Here is a 15,234-nt window from a genome sequence, read left to right on the forward strand (position 1 = left end):
CTCAGGACTCCCTGAGCGCCCGGTCGGCGCCGATCAGGCCTTGTGGCGCGGCTTGCGGAACGGCTTGTCCTCGCGGGCCGGGCGATCGTCACGGAACGAGCGCTCTCCGCGGTCCTGTCGCGGACCGCGGTCGCCGTAGGACGGGCGGTCGCCGTCTCGGCGTGCACCGCCGCGCGGACCGCGGTCGGGCTTGATCTCGATGAGACGGCCGGAGATGCGCGTGTCGCGGAGCTTCTCCAGCACGGAGGCGTCCATGTTCGCCGGAAGCTCGACGATCGAGAAGTCGGGACGGATGTTGATGACACCGAAGTCGTCGCGGCCGAGACCGCCCTCGTTGGCCAGCGCGCCCACGATCTGGCGCGGCTCGACGCGGTGACGGCGGCCCACCTCGATGCGGTAGGCGGCGTAGTCGCCGCGTCCTCGACGCTCTGTGCGGGGCTCGCGCGCGTCACGCGCTCCGCGCTCGCGGGGAGGACGGTTGTCGGCCTCGACGGCCTTGGAGAGCGGGTCGTTCGACGGGTCGAGCAGCAGCGGCGTCTCGCCCTGTGCGACGATCGCGAGAGCGGCGGCGACATCGGACTCCGGCACGTCGTTGTTGCGCACGTAGTGGGCGATGATGTCGCGGAACTTCTCGATGCGTGCCGTCTCGCTCAGCGCCGCGGTGATGGCGTCGTCGAAGCGTGCGAGACGCGTGGTGTTCACGTCATCGGTGCTCGGCAGCTGCATCTGCGTCGGCTCCTGGCGCGTCGCGCGCTCGATCGACTTGAGCAGGTAGCGCTCACGAGGCGTGATGAAGCTGATCGCGTCGCCCTTGCGCCCGGCGCGTCCGGTGCGGCCGATGCGGTGCACGTACGACTCGGTGTCGGTGGGGATGTCGAAGTTGACGACGTGGCTGATGCGCTCGACGTCGAGACCGCGCGCCGCGACGTCGGTGGCGACGAGGATGTCGAGCTTGCCGTCCTTGAGCTGGTTGACGCTGCGCTCGCGCTGCACCTGCGCCACGTCGCCGTTGATGGCGGCGGCGGAGTAGCCGCGGGCGCGGAGCTTCTCGGCGAGGGTCTCGGTCTCGTTCTTCGTGCGGACGAAGACGATCATTCCGTCGAAGTTCTCGACCTCGAGGATGCGGGTGAGTGCATCGACCTTCTGCGCGTACGAGACCACGAGGTAGCGCTGGGTGATGTTCGTGCCCGTCGCGGTCTTCGACTTGATGCTGATCTCTTCGGGGTCGCGCAGGTACTGCTGCGCGAGCCGGCGGATCTGCGGAGGCATCGTCGCGGAGAACAGGGCGACCTGCTTCTCCTCCGGCGTCTGCGCGAGGATCTGCTCGACGTCCTCCGCGAAGCCCATCTTGAGCATCTCATCGGCCTCGTCGAGCACGAGGTACTGCAGCTCCGACAGGTCGAGCGTGCCCTTGGCGAGGTGGTCCATGATGCGACCGGGGGTGCCGACGACCACGTGCACGCCGCGACGCAGCGCCGACAGCTGGACGCCGTAGCCCTGACCGCCGTAGACGGGCAGCACGTGCACGCCCTTCATCTTCGACGCGTAGGACTCGAACGCCTCGCACACCTGGAGCGCGAGCTCGCGGGTCGGAGCGAGCACGAGCGCCTGCGGGGTCTTCTGCGAGATGTCGAGGCGCTCCAGCACGGGCAGGGCGAACGCAGCGGTCTTGCCGGTTCCGGTCTGCGCCATGCCGACGACGTCGCGGCCGGCCAGCAGGGTGGGGATCGTCGCCGCCTGGATGGGTGAGGGGGTCTCGTAGCCGAGGTCCTTGATGGCTTTGAGGACGGGCCCGGTGATGCCGAGCTCCTCGAATCCGGGGGTCGAGGGGGCGTCGGTGGGCACAGCGTCTTCTTCAGTCACTGACCAAGGGTAGCGTCTCCGACCCCATCGCGCCTGGGCGCGCAGTCAGGAACCGCTGGTCAGCGCCAGCAGCTTCTCCTTGACCTGGCGGCGGAGGACCTTGCCGATCAGCGATTTCGGCAGCTCGTCGACGACGAAGATGCGGCGCGGCACCTTGTACGGGGTCAGGATGCCGCGGGCGAACTCGCGGATGGCCTCGACATCCACGTCCTTCGCTCCGTCGACGACGATCGCGGCGACAACCTCCTCGCCGGAGTGATCGCTCGGAAGGCCGACGACGGCGGCATCCGACACATCGGGATGCTGCCGCAGGGCGTTCTCGACCTCGGTCGGCGCGACGTTGAAGCCGCCGGTGATGATGAGCTCCTTGATGCGGTCGACGATGCGGATGAAGCCGGCGTCGTCCACGGTGACGATGTCGCCGGTGCGGAACCAGCCGTCGACGAACACGGCGTCGGTCTCCTCCGGCTTGCCGTAGTAGCCGGAGAACACCTGCGGTCCGCGCACGATCAGCTCGCCGGGCGAGCCCTCCGGCACGTCCTGCGTCGGGTTCTCGGGATCGACGACGCGGCATTCCGTGCCGGGGAGCGGCAGTCCGACGGTTCCCGGGACCCGGTTCTCGGCGACCGGGTTCGCCATCAGCACGGGGGAGCACTCGCTCAGTCCGTAGCCTTCCACCAGATACCCGTGCGTGGCCTTCTCGAAAGGAACGACGAGCTCGTGCGGCAGCGCCATCGCGCCGGAGATCGCGACCTCGATGCCCTCCAGGGAGACGCCCTGAGCGTTCGCGGCAGAGAGCAGCCGGTCCGCGATCGGCGGGACGAGCGGGAGGAACGTCGCCGGATGCTTCTTCATGACGTCGAGCACGAGGTCGGGGTCGAACTTCGGGAACAGCACGAGGCGCGCACCCATCGACATCGCGAAGGTGAGGCACAGCGTAAGACCGTAGGCGTGGAACATCGGGAGCACGGCGTAGACGACGCAGCCCTTGCCGCGCTGGATCGACGGCACCCAGGCCTGGGCCTGTGCCGCGTTCGACAGCAGGTTCCGGTGCGTGAGTGCGGCCCCCTTCGGGGTTCCCGTGGTGCCGGACGTGTACTGGATGATCGCGAGGTCGTCGGTCTGCGGCTTCGCGTGTGACGCCGGGATCGGGGATGAGCCGACCAGTGTGTCCCACGTGATCGTGCCGCGCACGCTCTCCGTGAGGGCCGCGCGGGACTCGCGCGCCTTCGCGACGGGCAGACGCAGGGCGACGCGCGTGAGGAACGGCATGGCCCGCGTGACGTCGACGGAGATCAGGTTGGCTACGGCCAGATCGGCCGGGAACTCCTGCACGGTCGAGACGACCTTGTTCCAGACGATGGCGTGCTTCGCGCCGTGGTCCTCGAACTGCTTGCGCAGTTCCCGCGGCGTGTACAGCGGGTTGTGCTCGACGACCACCGCGCCCAGCCGGAGCACGGCGTAGAACGCCACGATGTGCTGGGGGCAGTTGGGAAGCACGATCGCCACGGGGTCGCCGGCCTTGACGCCGAGATCGCGCAGCCCCGCGGCGGCGCGGTCGATCGCATCCTGCAGCTGCGCATAGCTCGTCTCCCTGCCGAAGAACTGCAGCGCCGGGGCATCCGGGTAGTCCCTCGCGGATGCCGCGACGATGTCGATCAGCGAACCCTCGACGGGAGCGAGGTCTTCAGGGACGCCGGCTGCGTAGCTGGCGACCCACGGGCGAGGAGGCTGGAACGTGCTCACGTGCTCAGCATATGCCGGGTCCGCAGAGGGGCGCGGGAGCGGTGAGTGCGCTGACTAGACTTGAGGCGTGTCTGAAATCACCCCTGATCTTGTGCGCCATCTCGGCGTGCTCGCGCGCATCCAGCTGAACGACGACGAGGTGACGCGGCTCACGGGCCAGCTCGACGCCATCGTCGACAACATCGCGAAGGTGTCGGAGGTCGCCACCGCCGACGTCGCGGCGACGAGCCACCCGATCCCGCTGAGCAACGTCTTCCGCCCCGACGTCGTCGGGCAGACGCTCACGCACGAGCAGGTGCTCCAGAACGCACCCGACGAGGCCGACGGCCGTTTCCGCGTGACCGCGATCCTGGGAGAAGAGCAGTGAGCGACATCATCCGCCTTACCGCGGCGGAGCTCGCCGACAAGCTCGCCGCCCGCGAGGTGTCCAGCGTCGAGGCGACGCAGGCGCACCTGGACCGCATCGCGGCCGTGGACGGCGACGTGCACGCGTTCCTGCATGTGAACGAGGGCGCTCTCGCCGCCGCCGCCGAGCTCGACGCCCGCCGCGCCGCGGGGGAGGACCTCGGCCCCCTCGCCGGAGTGCCGCTCGCGATCAAGGACGTGCTGGTCACCACCGACCAGCCGACCACGAGCGGCTCGCGCATCCTCGAGGGCTACCGGTCCCCGTACGACGCGACCGTCGTCGCGCGTTCTCGCGCAGCGGGCCTCATCCCGCTCGGCAAGACGAACATGGACGAGTTCGCCATGGGCTCGTCGACCGAGCACTCGGCGTACGGTCCGACGCGCAACCCGTGGGATCTCGACCGCATCCCCGGCGGCTCCGGCGGAGGCTCCGCCGCTGCAGTGGCCGCCTTCGAGGCTCCGCTGGCGCTGGGTTCGGACACCGGCGGCTCGATCCGGCAGCCGGCGCACGTCACCGGCACGGTGGGAGTGAAGCCCACCTACGGCGGCGTGAGCCGCTACGGTGCGATCGCACTCGCGTCGAGCCTCGACCAGGTCGGACCCGTGTCCCGCACGGTGCTCGACTCCGGTCTGCTCCACGATGCGATCGGCGGACACGACCCCAAGGACTCCACCTCGCTGCGTGACCAGTGGCCGTCCTTCGCGGCAGCCGCTCGTGAGGGAGCCAGGGGCGACGTGCTCAAGGGCCTCAAGGTGGGTGTCATCCGCGAGCTGCCGGACAGCGGCTTCCAGACGGGTGTCGCCGAGTCCTTCCGTGCGTCGCTGGCGCTCATGGAGGCGCAGGGAGCCGAGATCGTCGAGATCGGAGCCCCGCACTTCGAGTACGGCGTCGCCGCGTACTACCTGATCCTTCCCGCGGAGGCGTCGAGCAACCTCGCGAAGTTCGACTCGGTGCGCTTCGGTCTGCGGGTCACCCCCGAGGGCAACCCGACGGTCGAGGACGTGATGTCCGCGACCCGTGACGCCGGTTTCGGCGACGAGGTCAAGCGCCGCATCATCCTCGGCACCTACGCGCTGTCGGCGGGCTACTACGACGCCTACTACGGCAGCGCGCAGAAGGTCCGCACCCTCATCCAGCAGGACTTCGCGAACGCCTTCGCGGAGGTCGACGTGATCGCCACGCCGTCGGCGCCGACCACGGCGTTCAAGCTCGGCGAGAAGATCGACGACCCGCTGCAGATGTACCTCAACGACATCACGACGATCCCGGTGAACCTCGCCGGGGTCCCCGGGATCTCGATCCCCAGCGGCCTCGCCGCCGAGGACGGCCTGCCCGTCGGCATCCAGTTCATCGCTCCGGCGCGTGAGGACGCCCGTCTGTACAAGGTCGGCGCGGCTCTCGAGGCCGTGCTGCTCGACTCGTGGGGTGCCCCGCTGCTCAGCCGTGCACCGCAGCTCGTGGGAGGGACCCGCTGATGGCCACCGCCAAGCTCATGGACTTCGACAAGGCGCTGGAACTGTTCGAGCCCGTGCTCGGATTCGAGGTGCACGTCGAGCTCAACACCAACACGAAGATGTTCTCGGACGCGCCGAACCCGGCGAACGAGGCCTATCACGCGGCCGAGCCGAACACGCTCATCGCGCCGGTGGACCTCGGCCTGCCCGGGTCCCTCCCGGTGGTGAACGAGACGGCCATCCGCTCGTCGATCAGCCTCGGTCTCGCGCTCGGCTGCTCGATCGCCGAGTCCAGCCGGTTCGCGCGGAAGAACTACTTCTACCCCGACCTCGGCAAGAACTACCAGATCTCGCAGTACGACGAGCCGATCGCGTACGAGGGGTCCGTCGAGGTGGAGCTCGAGGACGGGACGATCGTGCAGATCCCGATCGAGCGCGCGCACATGGAGGAGGACGCCGGCAAGCTGACCCACATGGGCGGCGCGACCGGGCGCATCCAGGGTGCGGAGTACTCGCTCGTCGACTACAACCGTGCGGGCGTGCCGCTGGTCGAGATCGTCACCAAGACGATCTTCGGCGCCGAGCACCGTGCACCGGAGGTCGCCAAGGCGTACGTCCAGACCATCCGCGACATCGTCCGCAGCCTCGGCATCTCGGAGGCTCGGCTCGAGCGCGGCAACCTCCGCTGCGACGCGAACGTCTCGCTGCGCCCCCGCGGTCAGGAGAAGCTCGGCACCCGCACCGAGACCAAGAACGTCAACTCGATGCGCTCGGTCGAGCGCGCGGTCCGCTACGAGATCCAGCGCCAGGCGCAGATCCTCGCCGACGGCGGGAGGATCACGCAGGAGACCCGTCACTGGCACGAGGACACCGGCACGACCTCGCCGGGCCGCCCCAAGTCGGACGCCGACGACTACCGCTACTTCCCGGAGCCCGATCTGCTGCCCGTCGAGCCCGCCGCCGAACTGATCGAGGAGCTGCGCGCCGCGCTCCCCGAGCAGCCGGTGGCACGTCGTCGTCGGCTGATGGCGGAGTGGGGCTTCACGGACCTGGAGTTCCAGGACGTCCGCAACGGCGGCCTGCTCGAGGTCGTCGAGGCGACGATCGCCGCGGGTGCGACGCCCGCCACCGCGCGCAAGTGGTGGACAGGCGAGATCACCCGCCTCGCGAACGCGCAGGAGAAGGATGCGTCCGACCTGATCAGCCCGGAGAACGTCGCTGCGCTCCAGAAGCTGGTCGACGCGGGCACGCTCACCGACAAGCTGGCCCGGCAGGTGCTCGAGGGCGTCATCGCCGGCGAAGGCACCCCGCAGGAGGTCGTGGACGGACGCGGACTCGCCGTGGTGTCGGACGACGGCGCGCTGATCGCCGCGATCGACGAGGCACTGGCCGCACAGCCCGACGTCCTCGCCAAGATCAAGGACGGCAAGGTCCAGGCCGCCGGGGCCGTGATCGGCGCGGTCATGAAGGCCATGAAGGGCCAGGCCGACGCCGCCCGCGTGCGCGAACTGGTCCTGGAGCGCGCGGCGCAGTAGTCGTCATCGTCTCCCGGGCCCGATGTCAGAGGCCCGGGAGACAATGGACTCATGGGACACGGCGACGGCAGAGGGCGCATCGTCTCGCCCGACGGCGCCGACGATACGGGCACGCGGATCCTCCACGTCGACATGGACGCGTTCTACGCCGGCGTCGAGGTTCTCGACGACCCGAGTCTTCGCGGTCTGCCGCTGATCATCGGGGCGCCGGACGGACGTTCGGTCGTCTCCAGCGCCTCCTACGAAGCCCGCAGGTACGGCGTCCGCGCCGCGATGCCCGTGTCGCAGGCGATCAGGCTCTGCCCGTCCGCACGCATCGTCCTGCCGCACTTCCACCGGTATCAGGAGGTGTCGAAGCAGGTGATGGCGATCTTCGAATCGTTCACACCGCTGGTCGAACCGCTGTCTGTGGACGAGGCCTTCCTCGACGTGCACGGCGTCAGAAGGCTCTGGGGGAGTCCCGCTCGCATCGCGCAGCTCGTGCGCGAACGCGTGCAGGACGAGGTGGGGATCACCTGCAGCGTCGGGGTCGCCGCGACCAAGCACGTCGCGAAGATGGCGTCGACGATGGCGAAGCCCGACGGACTGCTCGTGGTCGCCGCGGCCGACACCCTCGACTTCCTCGCGCCGCGGCCGGTCCGGGCGATGTGGGGTGTGGGGCCGAAAGCAGCCGAGGCACTGGAGGGGCGCGGCATCCGGACCATCCGCGACATCCGCGAGAGCTCTCAGGACATGCTGGACCGTGCCGTGGGGCCGGCGCTCGGCATCCGTCTCGCGCAGCTCGCTCGGGGCGAAGACGCGCGCATGGTCGAGACAGAGCGCATCGAGAAGAGCATCGGGCATGAGGAGACCTTCGAGACGGACGTGACCGATCGCGTGTTCCTGCGCGCGGAGCTGCTCCGACTCGCCGACCGTGTCGCCGCTCGCCTGCGACGCGCGGAGTGGGAGACCGGGACGGTGGCGATCAAGGTGCGCTTCGACGACTTCCGCACCCTGAGCAGATCGCAGACCCTCGCGGAGCCGACAGCGGTCGGTCAGCGCATCGGCGAGGCGGCGCAGACGCTGTTCGAGCAGATCGAGAGCCGGGATCCGGTCCGTCTCGTGGGGGTCCGCGCCGAGAAGCTGCGCCCCGCGGGCGGCGGAGGCATCGGCCTGTGGGATGACGATGAGGATTGGCGCAGGGTCGAGGGCGCCATGGACGACGCCGTCGCGAGGTTCGGCACGGCGACCATCACCCGCGCGCGCCACATCGGACGGGGAGAGGGGCGAGGAGCCGCGCGGCATCCGAAGGATCACGGCCTGGATTGAGGCCCATCCGTCCGATGGGTCGGCTAGCGTGGACACATGCCCCACATTGCACTGGAACTCGGTAAGCAGGCCGCCTCGTTCGGCGTGAAGAGCGCGTACGGCGAGCCCCAGGATGTCGACGGCGCGAGCATCACGCCCGTCGCCCTGGCCATCACCGGGTTCGCCGGCGGCAGCGCCGACGCGGGAGAGGGCGGAACGGGCGGCGGCATCGCGGTGCCCGTCGGCGTCTACATCCGCCGCGAAGAGGGCCTCCGGTTCGAGCCGAACATCATCACCCTCCTCGTCGTCGCCGGTCCGTTCGTCTGGATCGCCGGTCGTGCGATCACCCGCATCATCCGTGCTCTCAAGAAGTGACGATCCGGTAGCCGCTGCGCTCGACCGTGCGGCCGGGCTCATCGAGGCCGACATCCGCGCCCTCGCGGCAGCGAACCCCGTCGTCCTGATCGACGGCCGCAGCGGCGCGGGCAAGACCTCGCTTGCGCGTCGTGTCGCGTCGCGCTGGCCCGTCGCGGGGCCGGTGCAGCTGATCGCGCTGGACTCGATCTACCCGGGGTGGGATGGCCTCGACGCGGGCGCGGAACGCGCGCTCGAACGGATCCTGCGGCCGCACGGGCGGGGATACCACAGCACCTGGAACCGCTGGGACTGGGAACAGGGCGCAGAGGCCGAGAGCTACGCGGTCAACCCGGCACTCGGGCTGATCATCGAGGGAAGCGGCATCCTCACCGCGGCGAGCGCGGCGATCGCCGATGTGCGCGTGTGGGTGGAGTCCGCCGAGACCGGTCGCAAGGCCAGGGCGCTCGCGCGTGATGGAGAGACCTACCGTCCGCACTGGGAGAGGTGGGCCGCTCAGGAGTCGCGGCACATCGAGCGGGATGCTCCACGCGAGCTGGCCACGCGGATCATCGACGTTCCCTAGTCGGTCAGTCGAGAGACTCGTCTGCGGCCTCGATGAGCAGCTCGAGTCGGTAGCCCAGCCAGTCGTAGACGTGGAACCGTCGGTCCTCCGGATCGTGATGCTCATCGTCCACGATGCCGAGTCGGGTGGCGACGACGAGCCTCACCGCCGTGAGCGTCCGCAGCCACGCGTCGACGTCGCTCGCCTCGATGGCGAGATCGTGTTCGGCGAACGCCTGTTCCTCCGTGAGATCGGCGAACTCGGAGCGCAGCGGCTCCAGCGCGGCGCGGACGGTCGCGGTGTCCGCCGAGCGCCGGTCGAGCAGGTCGTCTCGTGTGGCCGCCGCGAACTCGTCAGCGGCATCCGCGTCGTCGGGGTACGCGTTCGGTGTCAACCGCACGACGGCGGGGTCGCTGAGGTCGCGCTGCCCGCCGACCAGATCGGCGAACTCGCCCAGGATCTCCGCGAGCTGGACCGCCTCGATCGGCGCCATGCTGATCCGCACCGTCGCCGCGCTCATGTGGGCGCCTTCCGGACCGTGGCCCAGAGCCCGAAGTCGTGCAACGCCTGCGCGTGCACCTCCATGGTCTCGCGAGGCCCGGTGGCGACGATCGCGTGCCCGTCGTGGTGGACGGCGAGCATGAGCTGGGTGGCGCGGTCGAGGGAGTAGCCGAAGTACGTGCGGAAGACGCGCACGACGTAGCTCATCAGGTTCACGGGGTCGTTCCAGACGACGACCTGCCAGGGCTCCATCGGAGCCGCGGACAGATCGAGCTGTTCATCGAGTTCGGGGGAGGCGGCAGGAGTGCTCATGCCCACCCCAGCTCGTGCAGCTGCTCGTCATCGATGCCGTAGAAGTGCGCGATCTCGTGGACGAGGGTCGTGTGCACCTCGTCGCGGAGCTCATCCAGGTCGTCGCACTCGGCGAGATGCGGCTCGCGGTACACGACGATGCGATCCGGCAGCTCTCCCATGCCGTACTGGCCGCGCTCGGTGATCGCGAGTCCGTCGTACAACCCGAGAAGGTCGAGGGTGCCGTCCTCGGGGCGGTCCTCGACGACGAACACGACGTTGTCGAGCCCGTCGACCATGTCGTCGGGCAGGCGATCGAGCTCGTCGATCACGAGCTCCTCGAAGGCGTCCGCATCCATCTCCATCTCGTCCAGCCTATTCGGCTAGAGGCGGATGTGAGTTCTCTCACGAACGGCGGCCTCTTTTCGGAGCGGATGGAGAAGCGCGGGGCGGAAGCTCGGTGCATGGTCGTTCTGGAGCGCGCAGCAGATGAGGTCCCGCGGATCCGTGATGCCGTCCGCGGTCCCCGTGCGCGGTGGCGCGCGCCGATCGCGATCGGCGTCGGCGTCACGCTCGTCACGTATCTGGGCGCCGGGGTGCCGTCCTACTGGGGAGACGAGGCCGCCAGCGTGCTGTCGGCCGAGCGCTCATGGCCGAGCCTCTTCGCCGAGCTGAGCACGGTGGATGCCGTGCACGGTCTCTACTACTCGCTGCTCCACCTGTGGATCGGCGTGTTCGGCAGCACCGAATGGTCGACGCGGGCGCTCAGCGCGCTCGGCATCGGTGTCCTCGCGGCCGGAGTCGTCGTCCTGGGCGAGCGCTGGTTCGATCGCCGCACCGGCGTGCTCGCGGGCATCCTGATCGCGGTGATCCCCCGGGCGGGGGTTCTCGCCATCGAGACGCGAGGGTACGCGATCGCCGCGGCCGCCGCCGTGTGGGTCACGATCCTCTTCGTCCGGCTCGTGGATCGAGACGGACGACGGCGCGGCTGGATCCTCTACGGCGTCGCCGTGGCCGTGAGCGCCACGTTCTTCCTTTATCTGCTTCTCATGCCCCTGGTGCACTTCACCGTCCTCCTCGTCGACCGCGCGTGGACGCGCCATCCTCGGGTCCTCCGCCGCTGGCTGGTGTCGATGGTGCTCGCCGCCGTCCTCGCGCTGCCGATCATGATGAGCGCCCAGCAGCAGAAGGGCCAGGTGGAGTTCCTCGCCCGCCGTGGGTACATGACGCCGACGGGCTGGTTCGTGACGCCGTGGTTCGGCCACGTCGAAGCGGCGGCGCTGCTGATCCCCGTGCTCCTGATCGGCATCATCGCCGTCGTGCTGCGGAGGCCGCGGAGGGAGGGCGCCGCCCCCGTCATCGTCTGGCTTCTCGCCCCCGGCATCGTGCTGGTGCTCATCGACGTCCTGATCTCGCCGACCTACAACCCCCGCTATCTCTCCTTCAGCCTCGGAGCCGTCGCGATGCTCCTCGCCTCAGGGGTCTGGGCGATCCTCGATCTGGCGCGTGGGGCGGCAGGCAGACGGGGCCTCCTGGGCTCGTCCGCAGTGTTGATCATCCTCGGAGCGCTCCTGCTCGCGCCTGAGTTCGTGCACGAGCGCGGCGTGTATGCGAAGGACGGCGGCGCCGACGGCAGGGCCGCCGCCGCGCAGGTCGCGTCGATCGGGCGACCGGGTGACACGGTTCTGTTCGGCACGGGCACCAGGCCCTCGCGTGCCCCGCGGCTCGTCTACCGCCTGTACCCGGAGGCGTTCCAGGGCATGAGCGATCCGCAGCTGATCACCGCCGCAGATGACACCGACGGGCTCTGGGATCGCCTGGCCACCGTCGAGTCCGTCGCTCCTGACCTCTCCGCCGGGACCGTGTGGCTCCTGGAGACCGGATCGACCGGGTCCGCTGACGCGGACGTCGCAGCTCTCCAGCGGGCGGGATTCACCGAGGTCTCGCGTACGGACATCAATCGCACCGTCGTCTACGAGTTCCAGAAGGGAACACCATCATGAACGAGCGCATCGTGGTCGTCCTGCCCACGTACAACGAGATCGAATCCCTTCCCGAGGTCGTCGGGCGGCTGCGTGCGGAAGCGCCCGACGTCGACGTGCTCATCGTCGATGACGCCTCTCCCGACGGCACCGGGGAACTGGCCGACCTGCTCGCGTCTCGCATGCCGCAGGTGAGGGTGCTGCATCGAGCGGAGAAGCAGGGCCTCGGCCCGGCATACATCGCCGGTTTCGCCGAGGCGGCCGCGCTCGGGTACGAGGTGATCGTCCAGTCGGATGCGGACGGCTCCCATCGCCCGGAGGACCTCCCTGCGATGCTCTCCGCGCTGGACTCGGCGGATGTCGTCATCGGATCGCGCTGGGCCGCCGGCGGCGCGGTAAAGCGCTGGTCCGCAGGACGGTATCTCCTCTCTCGAGCAGGGAGCCTCTACGCCGGCCTCCTCCTCCGCATTCCGAACAAGGACATCACGGGCGGCTATCGCGCATTCCGCACCGAGGCTCTCCGCCGCATCGCACCGGAACAGGTGACGAGCCGGGGCTACTGCTTCCAGATCGAGATGCTCGACCGTGCCGTGCGCACCGGATGCCGCATCGCCGAGGTTCCCATCACCTTCGACGACCGCCTGCACGGCGAGTCGAAGATGTCGGGTCGCATCGTGTTCGAAGCGCTGCGCCAGGTCACCCGCTGGGGCATCGAGAGGAGGTTCGGCAAGGGTGACCGCCTCGACACGACGCATGCGGAGGTGGCCCGTGTCTGAGGGCCGTCGGCCACGTCTCGGGGGACTGGCCGCGCAGATCGTGAAGTTCGCCGCCGTCGGCGGTGTCGGACTGATCGTCGACGTCGCCGTGTTCAACCTGCTCCTGCTGCATCCGATGCCGGTCGCGGCCTGGCCGATGGTCGCGAAGGTCGTGTCCACGGCCCTCGCGATCGTCGTGAACTGGGTCGGCAACAGGCTCTGGACCTTCCGGGATCGCCGCAGAGCGGATGCCGCGCGCGAAGCGGTCGAGTTCCTGATCGCCAGCCTCATCGGAAGCGGGGTCTCGCTGCTGTGCCTCGGTGTGTCGCACTACCTCCTGAACCTCACGACGACGGTCGATGACAACGTGTCCACGAACGTGATCGGCCTGCTCGCCGGCTCGGCCGTCCGCTTCGCGGCGTATCGTTGGTGGGTCTTCGCGGAGCGCGGAGATCAGACCCGGGAGGCCGTGAAGGTCACGACGACGGTCGCGCCGACGCCCTGACGGTTCTCGATGCGAGCTACCCCTCCCGCCTTCTGGGCGAGTCGGGCGACGATCGCGAGGCCCAGGCCGCTTCCGGGGTAGGTAGGTGCGCTTCCGCGCACGAATCGCTCGAAGGCGCGCTGTGCGACCTCCGGGTCGAATCCTCCCGCGTCGTCGCTCACGGAGAGCTCGATCGCGGCGAGAGACTGCGTGAGGGTGACGGTGACGCTCACCGGGCCGTCCGCCGCGCCGATCGAGTTGTCGACGAGGTTCTCCACGATCCTCCCGAAGTCGTCCGCAGAGATCGGGACGACGGCGGACTCCGCATCGACCACGACGTGGAAGTCGAGATCGAGCTCATGCTCAGGGCCGAGCTCCGAGGAGCGCAGACGCAGTCGGTCGATGCTGTCGGTCAGGGTCGAGGCGAGCTGAGACACGGTGGCCGCACCGGTGCCGTCGACGGAGTCGATCCGTGACAGCTGCAGAAGCGCATCGGCGGTTCTCGTCAGACGAGTGAGAGTCGCGCGGGCGTCGTCGAGGACGGCGGCGTCGGCGGCGGCATCGAACCCGTCGACGAGCTGGAGCTGCGCCTGCAGGACGGCGAGCGGGTTGCGGAGCTCATGGCTCGCGTCGGACACCATCTGGCGCTCCCGGTCGCTGGCCGCACGCATGCGTTCGAGGAGGTCGTTCAGAGTGCGGGCGAGATCGGCGAGCTCGTCGCGCGATGCTCCGACTGGAAGCAGCTCGCCGCGACGCGACACGACGAGGGACTCCGCACTGCGCCGCATCCTCTCCACCGGGCGGAGCGCGGCGCCCGTGACGAACCACGAGCCGAGAGCGAACACGAGCGCTCCGACGAGCAGGATGCCGGTCAGCAGGAGGATGACCTCGGAGAGCACGTCGTCGGCGATGTCCGCGTCCCTCGTCGCGAGCACGTACCAGGTGCCGTCTGCCGTCTCCACGGGGTCTACGTAGACGTAGAAGCCCTCCTGCGGCGTGCTGACGCTGTGCAGGCGGGGACCGTCGGCGATGAACTCGGCGACGCGGTCCGCGACGCCCTCGGGGAGCGTGTTCATCCGCTCGACGCCATCCGGAGCGACGATCGCGACGTGCTGGTTCGCACCGGGCTTCTCGAAACGCGCATCCGGATTGTCCTGGATCACCCCGCGGTAGACCTCGGTGATGCCGTGGAGGACCGCCTTCTCCTTCTGCTCGACGATGCCCGTCAACTGCGCGAACACGATGGCCGAGGCGATGGCGAGCACGAGCACGGCGGCCACGGTGGAGCCGATCGTGACCCTGGCGCGCAGGGAGAGTCGACGTCTCATCGATCGTCCTCTGCGAGCAGACGGAAACCGACTCCGCGCTCGGTCACGATCTGCGCAGCGGACCCCGCGGCCTCCAGCTTCCGGCGCACGTAGCCCACGTACTGATCGACCACGTTCGATTGGAAGTGCTCTGAGCCCCAGACCTCCGCGAGCAGCTCCGATCGAGCCACCGTCGACCCGAGCCGCTGGACCAGCGTCTTCAGCAGGTCGAACTCGCGCCTGCTCAGGAGCACCTCCTCGCCACCCACGGCGACCGTCCCCCGGTCGACGGCGAGCGTGAGATCGCCGGCCGTGAGGCGGAGCCGGAGGGAGGCGTCGCGGCGGGTCAGCACGCGGAGTCTCGCGAACAGCTCGGCGAAGTCGAACGGCTTGATCAGGTAGTCGTCGGCGCCGGAATCGAGGCCGTGCACGCGGTCGTCGATCGCGTTGCGCGCTGTCAGCATGAGGACCTTGATCTGCTCGTCATGCTGCTTCAGACGTCGGCACAACTCGAATCCGGTCATTCCCGGCATGTTCACGTCGACGATTGCGAGATCGAAACCCCGGGTCGAGGCCGCGGAGAGGGCGGCGATGCCGTCGGCGGCCGTCTCCGTCTCGTACCCTTCACGCTGGAGATGCCGTGCCACGAGGCCGGCCAGCAGAGGTTCGTCATCGACGACGAGCACCCGGGTAGACACAGCGCG

The 15,234-nt window shown here is 69.2% G+C and carries 16 protein-coding genes; 9 read left to right on the top strand and 7 right to left on the bottom strand.

Annotated features, from left to right (window positions below):
* Window positions 1–33 precede the first annotated feature (33 nt).
* Both ACFY5A_RS13975 and ACFY5A_RS13980 read right to left on the bottom strand, forming a co-directional pair.
* Window positions 34–1,863, bottom strand: coding sequence for a DEAD/DEAH box helicase (locus tag ACFY5A_RS13975; RefSeq protein WP_181155903.1), 1,830 nt, complete (start codon window positions 1,861–1,863; stop codon window positions 34–36).
* Between the two features lie 45 nt (window positions 1,864–1,908).
* Complete coding sequence (locus ACFY5A_RS13980; protein ID WP_341942224.1) at window positions 1,909–3,609, bottom strand: long-chain-fatty-acid--CoA ligase; 1,701 nt, start codon at window positions 3,607–3,609, stop codon at window positions 1,909–1,911.
* Between the two features lie 67 nt (window positions 3,610–3,676).
* Here ACFY5A_RS13980 and gatC point away from each other — a divergent pair, with 67 nt between their 5' ends.
* From gatC to ACFY5A_RS14010, 6 genes are read left to right on the top strand one after another with little or no spacing between them, the layout of a single operon-like run.
* Window positions 3,677–3,976, top strand: coding sequence for an Asp-tRNA(Asn)/Glu-tRNA(Gln) amidotransferase subunit GatC (gene gatC / locus ACFY5A_RS13985; RefSeq protein WP_341942223.1), 300 nt, complete (start codon window positions 3,677–3,679; stop codon window positions 3,974–3,976).
* Window positions 3,973–5,490: an Asp-tRNA(Asn)/Glu-tRNA(Gln) amidotransferase subunit GatA gene (gatA, locus tag ACFY5A_RS13990; protein WP_105674927.1), complete on the top strand. Its 1,518-nt coding sequence runs from the start codon at window positions 3,973–3,975 to the stop codon at window positions 5,488–5,490. The genes gatC and gatA overlap by 4 nt, the downstream gene beginning before the upstream one ends.
* Complete coding sequence (gene gatB / locus ACFY5A_RS13995) at window positions 5,490–7,004, top strand: Asp-tRNA(Asn)/Glu-tRNA(Gln) amidotransferase subunit GatB (RefSeq protein ID WP_387234874.1); 1,515 nt, start codon at window positions 5,490–5,492, stop codon at window positions 7,002–7,004. The genes gatA and gatB overlap by 1 nt, the downstream gene beginning before the upstream one ends.
* Before the next feature lie 51 nt (window positions 7,005–7,055).
* A complete protein-coding gene (dinB, locus tag ACFY5A_RS14000) occupies window positions 7,056–8,312 on the top strand; it encodes a DNA polymerase IV (RefSeq protein ID WP_387234877.1) in 1,257 nt (418 codons plus the stop codon).
* A gap of 36 nt (window positions 8,313–8,348) precedes the next feature.
* Entirely contained in the window at window positions 8,349–8,666 is a 318-nt protein-coding gene (locus ACFY5A_RS14005) for a hypothetical protein (RefSeq protein ID WP_387234880.1), read from the top strand.
* Window positions 8,650–9,231: a hypothetical protein gene (locus ACFY5A_RS14010; protein ID WP_387234883.1), complete on the top strand. Its 582-nt coding sequence runs from the start codon at window positions 8,650–8,652 to the stop codon at window positions 9,229–9,231. The genes ACFY5A_RS14005 and ACFY5A_RS14010 overlap by 17 nt, the downstream gene beginning before the upstream one ends.
* Before the next feature lie 4 nt (window positions 9,232–9,235).
* Here ACFY5A_RS14010 and ACFY5A_RS14015 read toward each other — a convergent pair whose 3' ends face one another.
* The 3 genes from ACFY5A_RS14015 to ACFY5A_RS14025 are packed head-to-tail and all read right to left on the bottom strand — an operon-like array spanning window position 9,236 to window position 10,367.
* Window positions 9,236–9,730, bottom strand: a complete 495-nt coding sequence (locus tag ACFY5A_RS14015) for a DUF2017 family protein (protein ID WP_387234886.1) — start codon at window positions 9,728–9,730, stop codon at window positions 9,236–9,238.
* Window positions 9,727–10,023, bottom strand: coding sequence for an ATP-dependent Clp protease adapter ClpS (clpS, locus tag ACFY5A_RS14020; RefSeq protein WP_387234889.1), 297 nt, complete (start codon window positions 10,021–10,023; stop codon window positions 9,727–9,729). The genes ACFY5A_RS14015 and clpS overlap by 4 nt, the downstream gene beginning before the upstream one ends.
* Window positions 10,020–10,367 carry a metallopeptidase family protein gene (locus tag ACFY5A_RS14025; RefSeq protein ID WP_105674937.1) on the bottom strand — a complete coding sequence of 116 codons (348 nt, stop codon included), beginning with the start codon at window positions 10,365–10,367 and terminating at the stop codon, window positions 10,020–10,022. The genes clpS and ACFY5A_RS14025 overlap by 4 nt, the downstream gene beginning before the upstream one ends.
* A gap of 99 nt (window positions 10,368–10,466) precedes the next feature.
* Between ACFY5A_RS14025 and ACFY5A_RS14030 the strand changes: the two genes are divergently transcribed.
* The 3 genes from ACFY5A_RS14030 to ACFY5A_RS14040 are packed head-to-tail and all read left to right on the top strand — an operon-like array spanning window position 10,467 to window position 13,244.
* Window positions 10,467–12,005, top strand: coding sequence for a glycosyltransferase family 39 protein (locus ACFY5A_RS14030; RefSeq protein ID WP_387234892.1), 1,539 nt, complete (start codon window positions 10,467–10,469; stop codon window positions 12,003–12,005).
* A complete protein-coding gene (locus tag ACFY5A_RS14035; protein WP_387234895.1) occupies window positions 12,002–12,760 on the top strand; it encodes a polyprenol monophosphomannose synthase in 759 nt (252 codons plus the stop codon). Before ACFY5A_RS14030 ends, ACFY5A_RS14035 begins: the two co-directional genes overlap by 4 nt.
* Window positions 12,753–13,244 (top strand): GtrA family protein, encoded by a 492-nt coding sequence (locus tag ACFY5A_RS14040; RefSeq protein ID WP_387234898.1) that lies wholly within the window; start codon window positions 12,753–12,755, stop codon window positions 13,242–13,244. The genes ACFY5A_RS14035 and ACFY5A_RS14040 overlap by 8 nt, the downstream gene beginning before the upstream one ends.
* Here the strand turns inward: ACFY5A_RS14040 and ACFY5A_RS14045 are convergent.
* Window positions 13,193–14,551: a HAMP domain-containing sensor histidine kinase gene (locus ACFY5A_RS14045; RefSeq protein WP_341942214.1), complete on the bottom strand. Its 1,359-nt coding sequence runs from the start codon at window positions 14,549–14,551 to the stop codon at window positions 13,193–13,195. The two genes, ACFY5A_RS14040 and ACFY5A_RS14045, sit on opposite strands and share 52 nt — an antisense overlap.
* Window positions 14,548–15,228, bottom strand: a complete 681-nt coding sequence (locus ACFY5A_RS14050) for a response regulator transcription factor (protein ID WP_387234901.1) — start codon at window positions 15,226–15,228, stop codon at window positions 14,548–14,550. Before ACFY5A_RS14050 ends, ACFY5A_RS14045 begins: the two co-directional genes overlap by 4 nt.
* Window positions 15,229–15,234: the final 6 nt, after the last annotated feature.

The sequence above is a fragment of the Microbacterium sp. NPDC012755 genome, from assembly GCF_042901325.1.
Classification (GTDB): Bacteria; Actinomycetota; Actinomycetes; order Actinomycetales; family Microbacteriaceae; genus Microbacterium; species Microbacterium natoriense.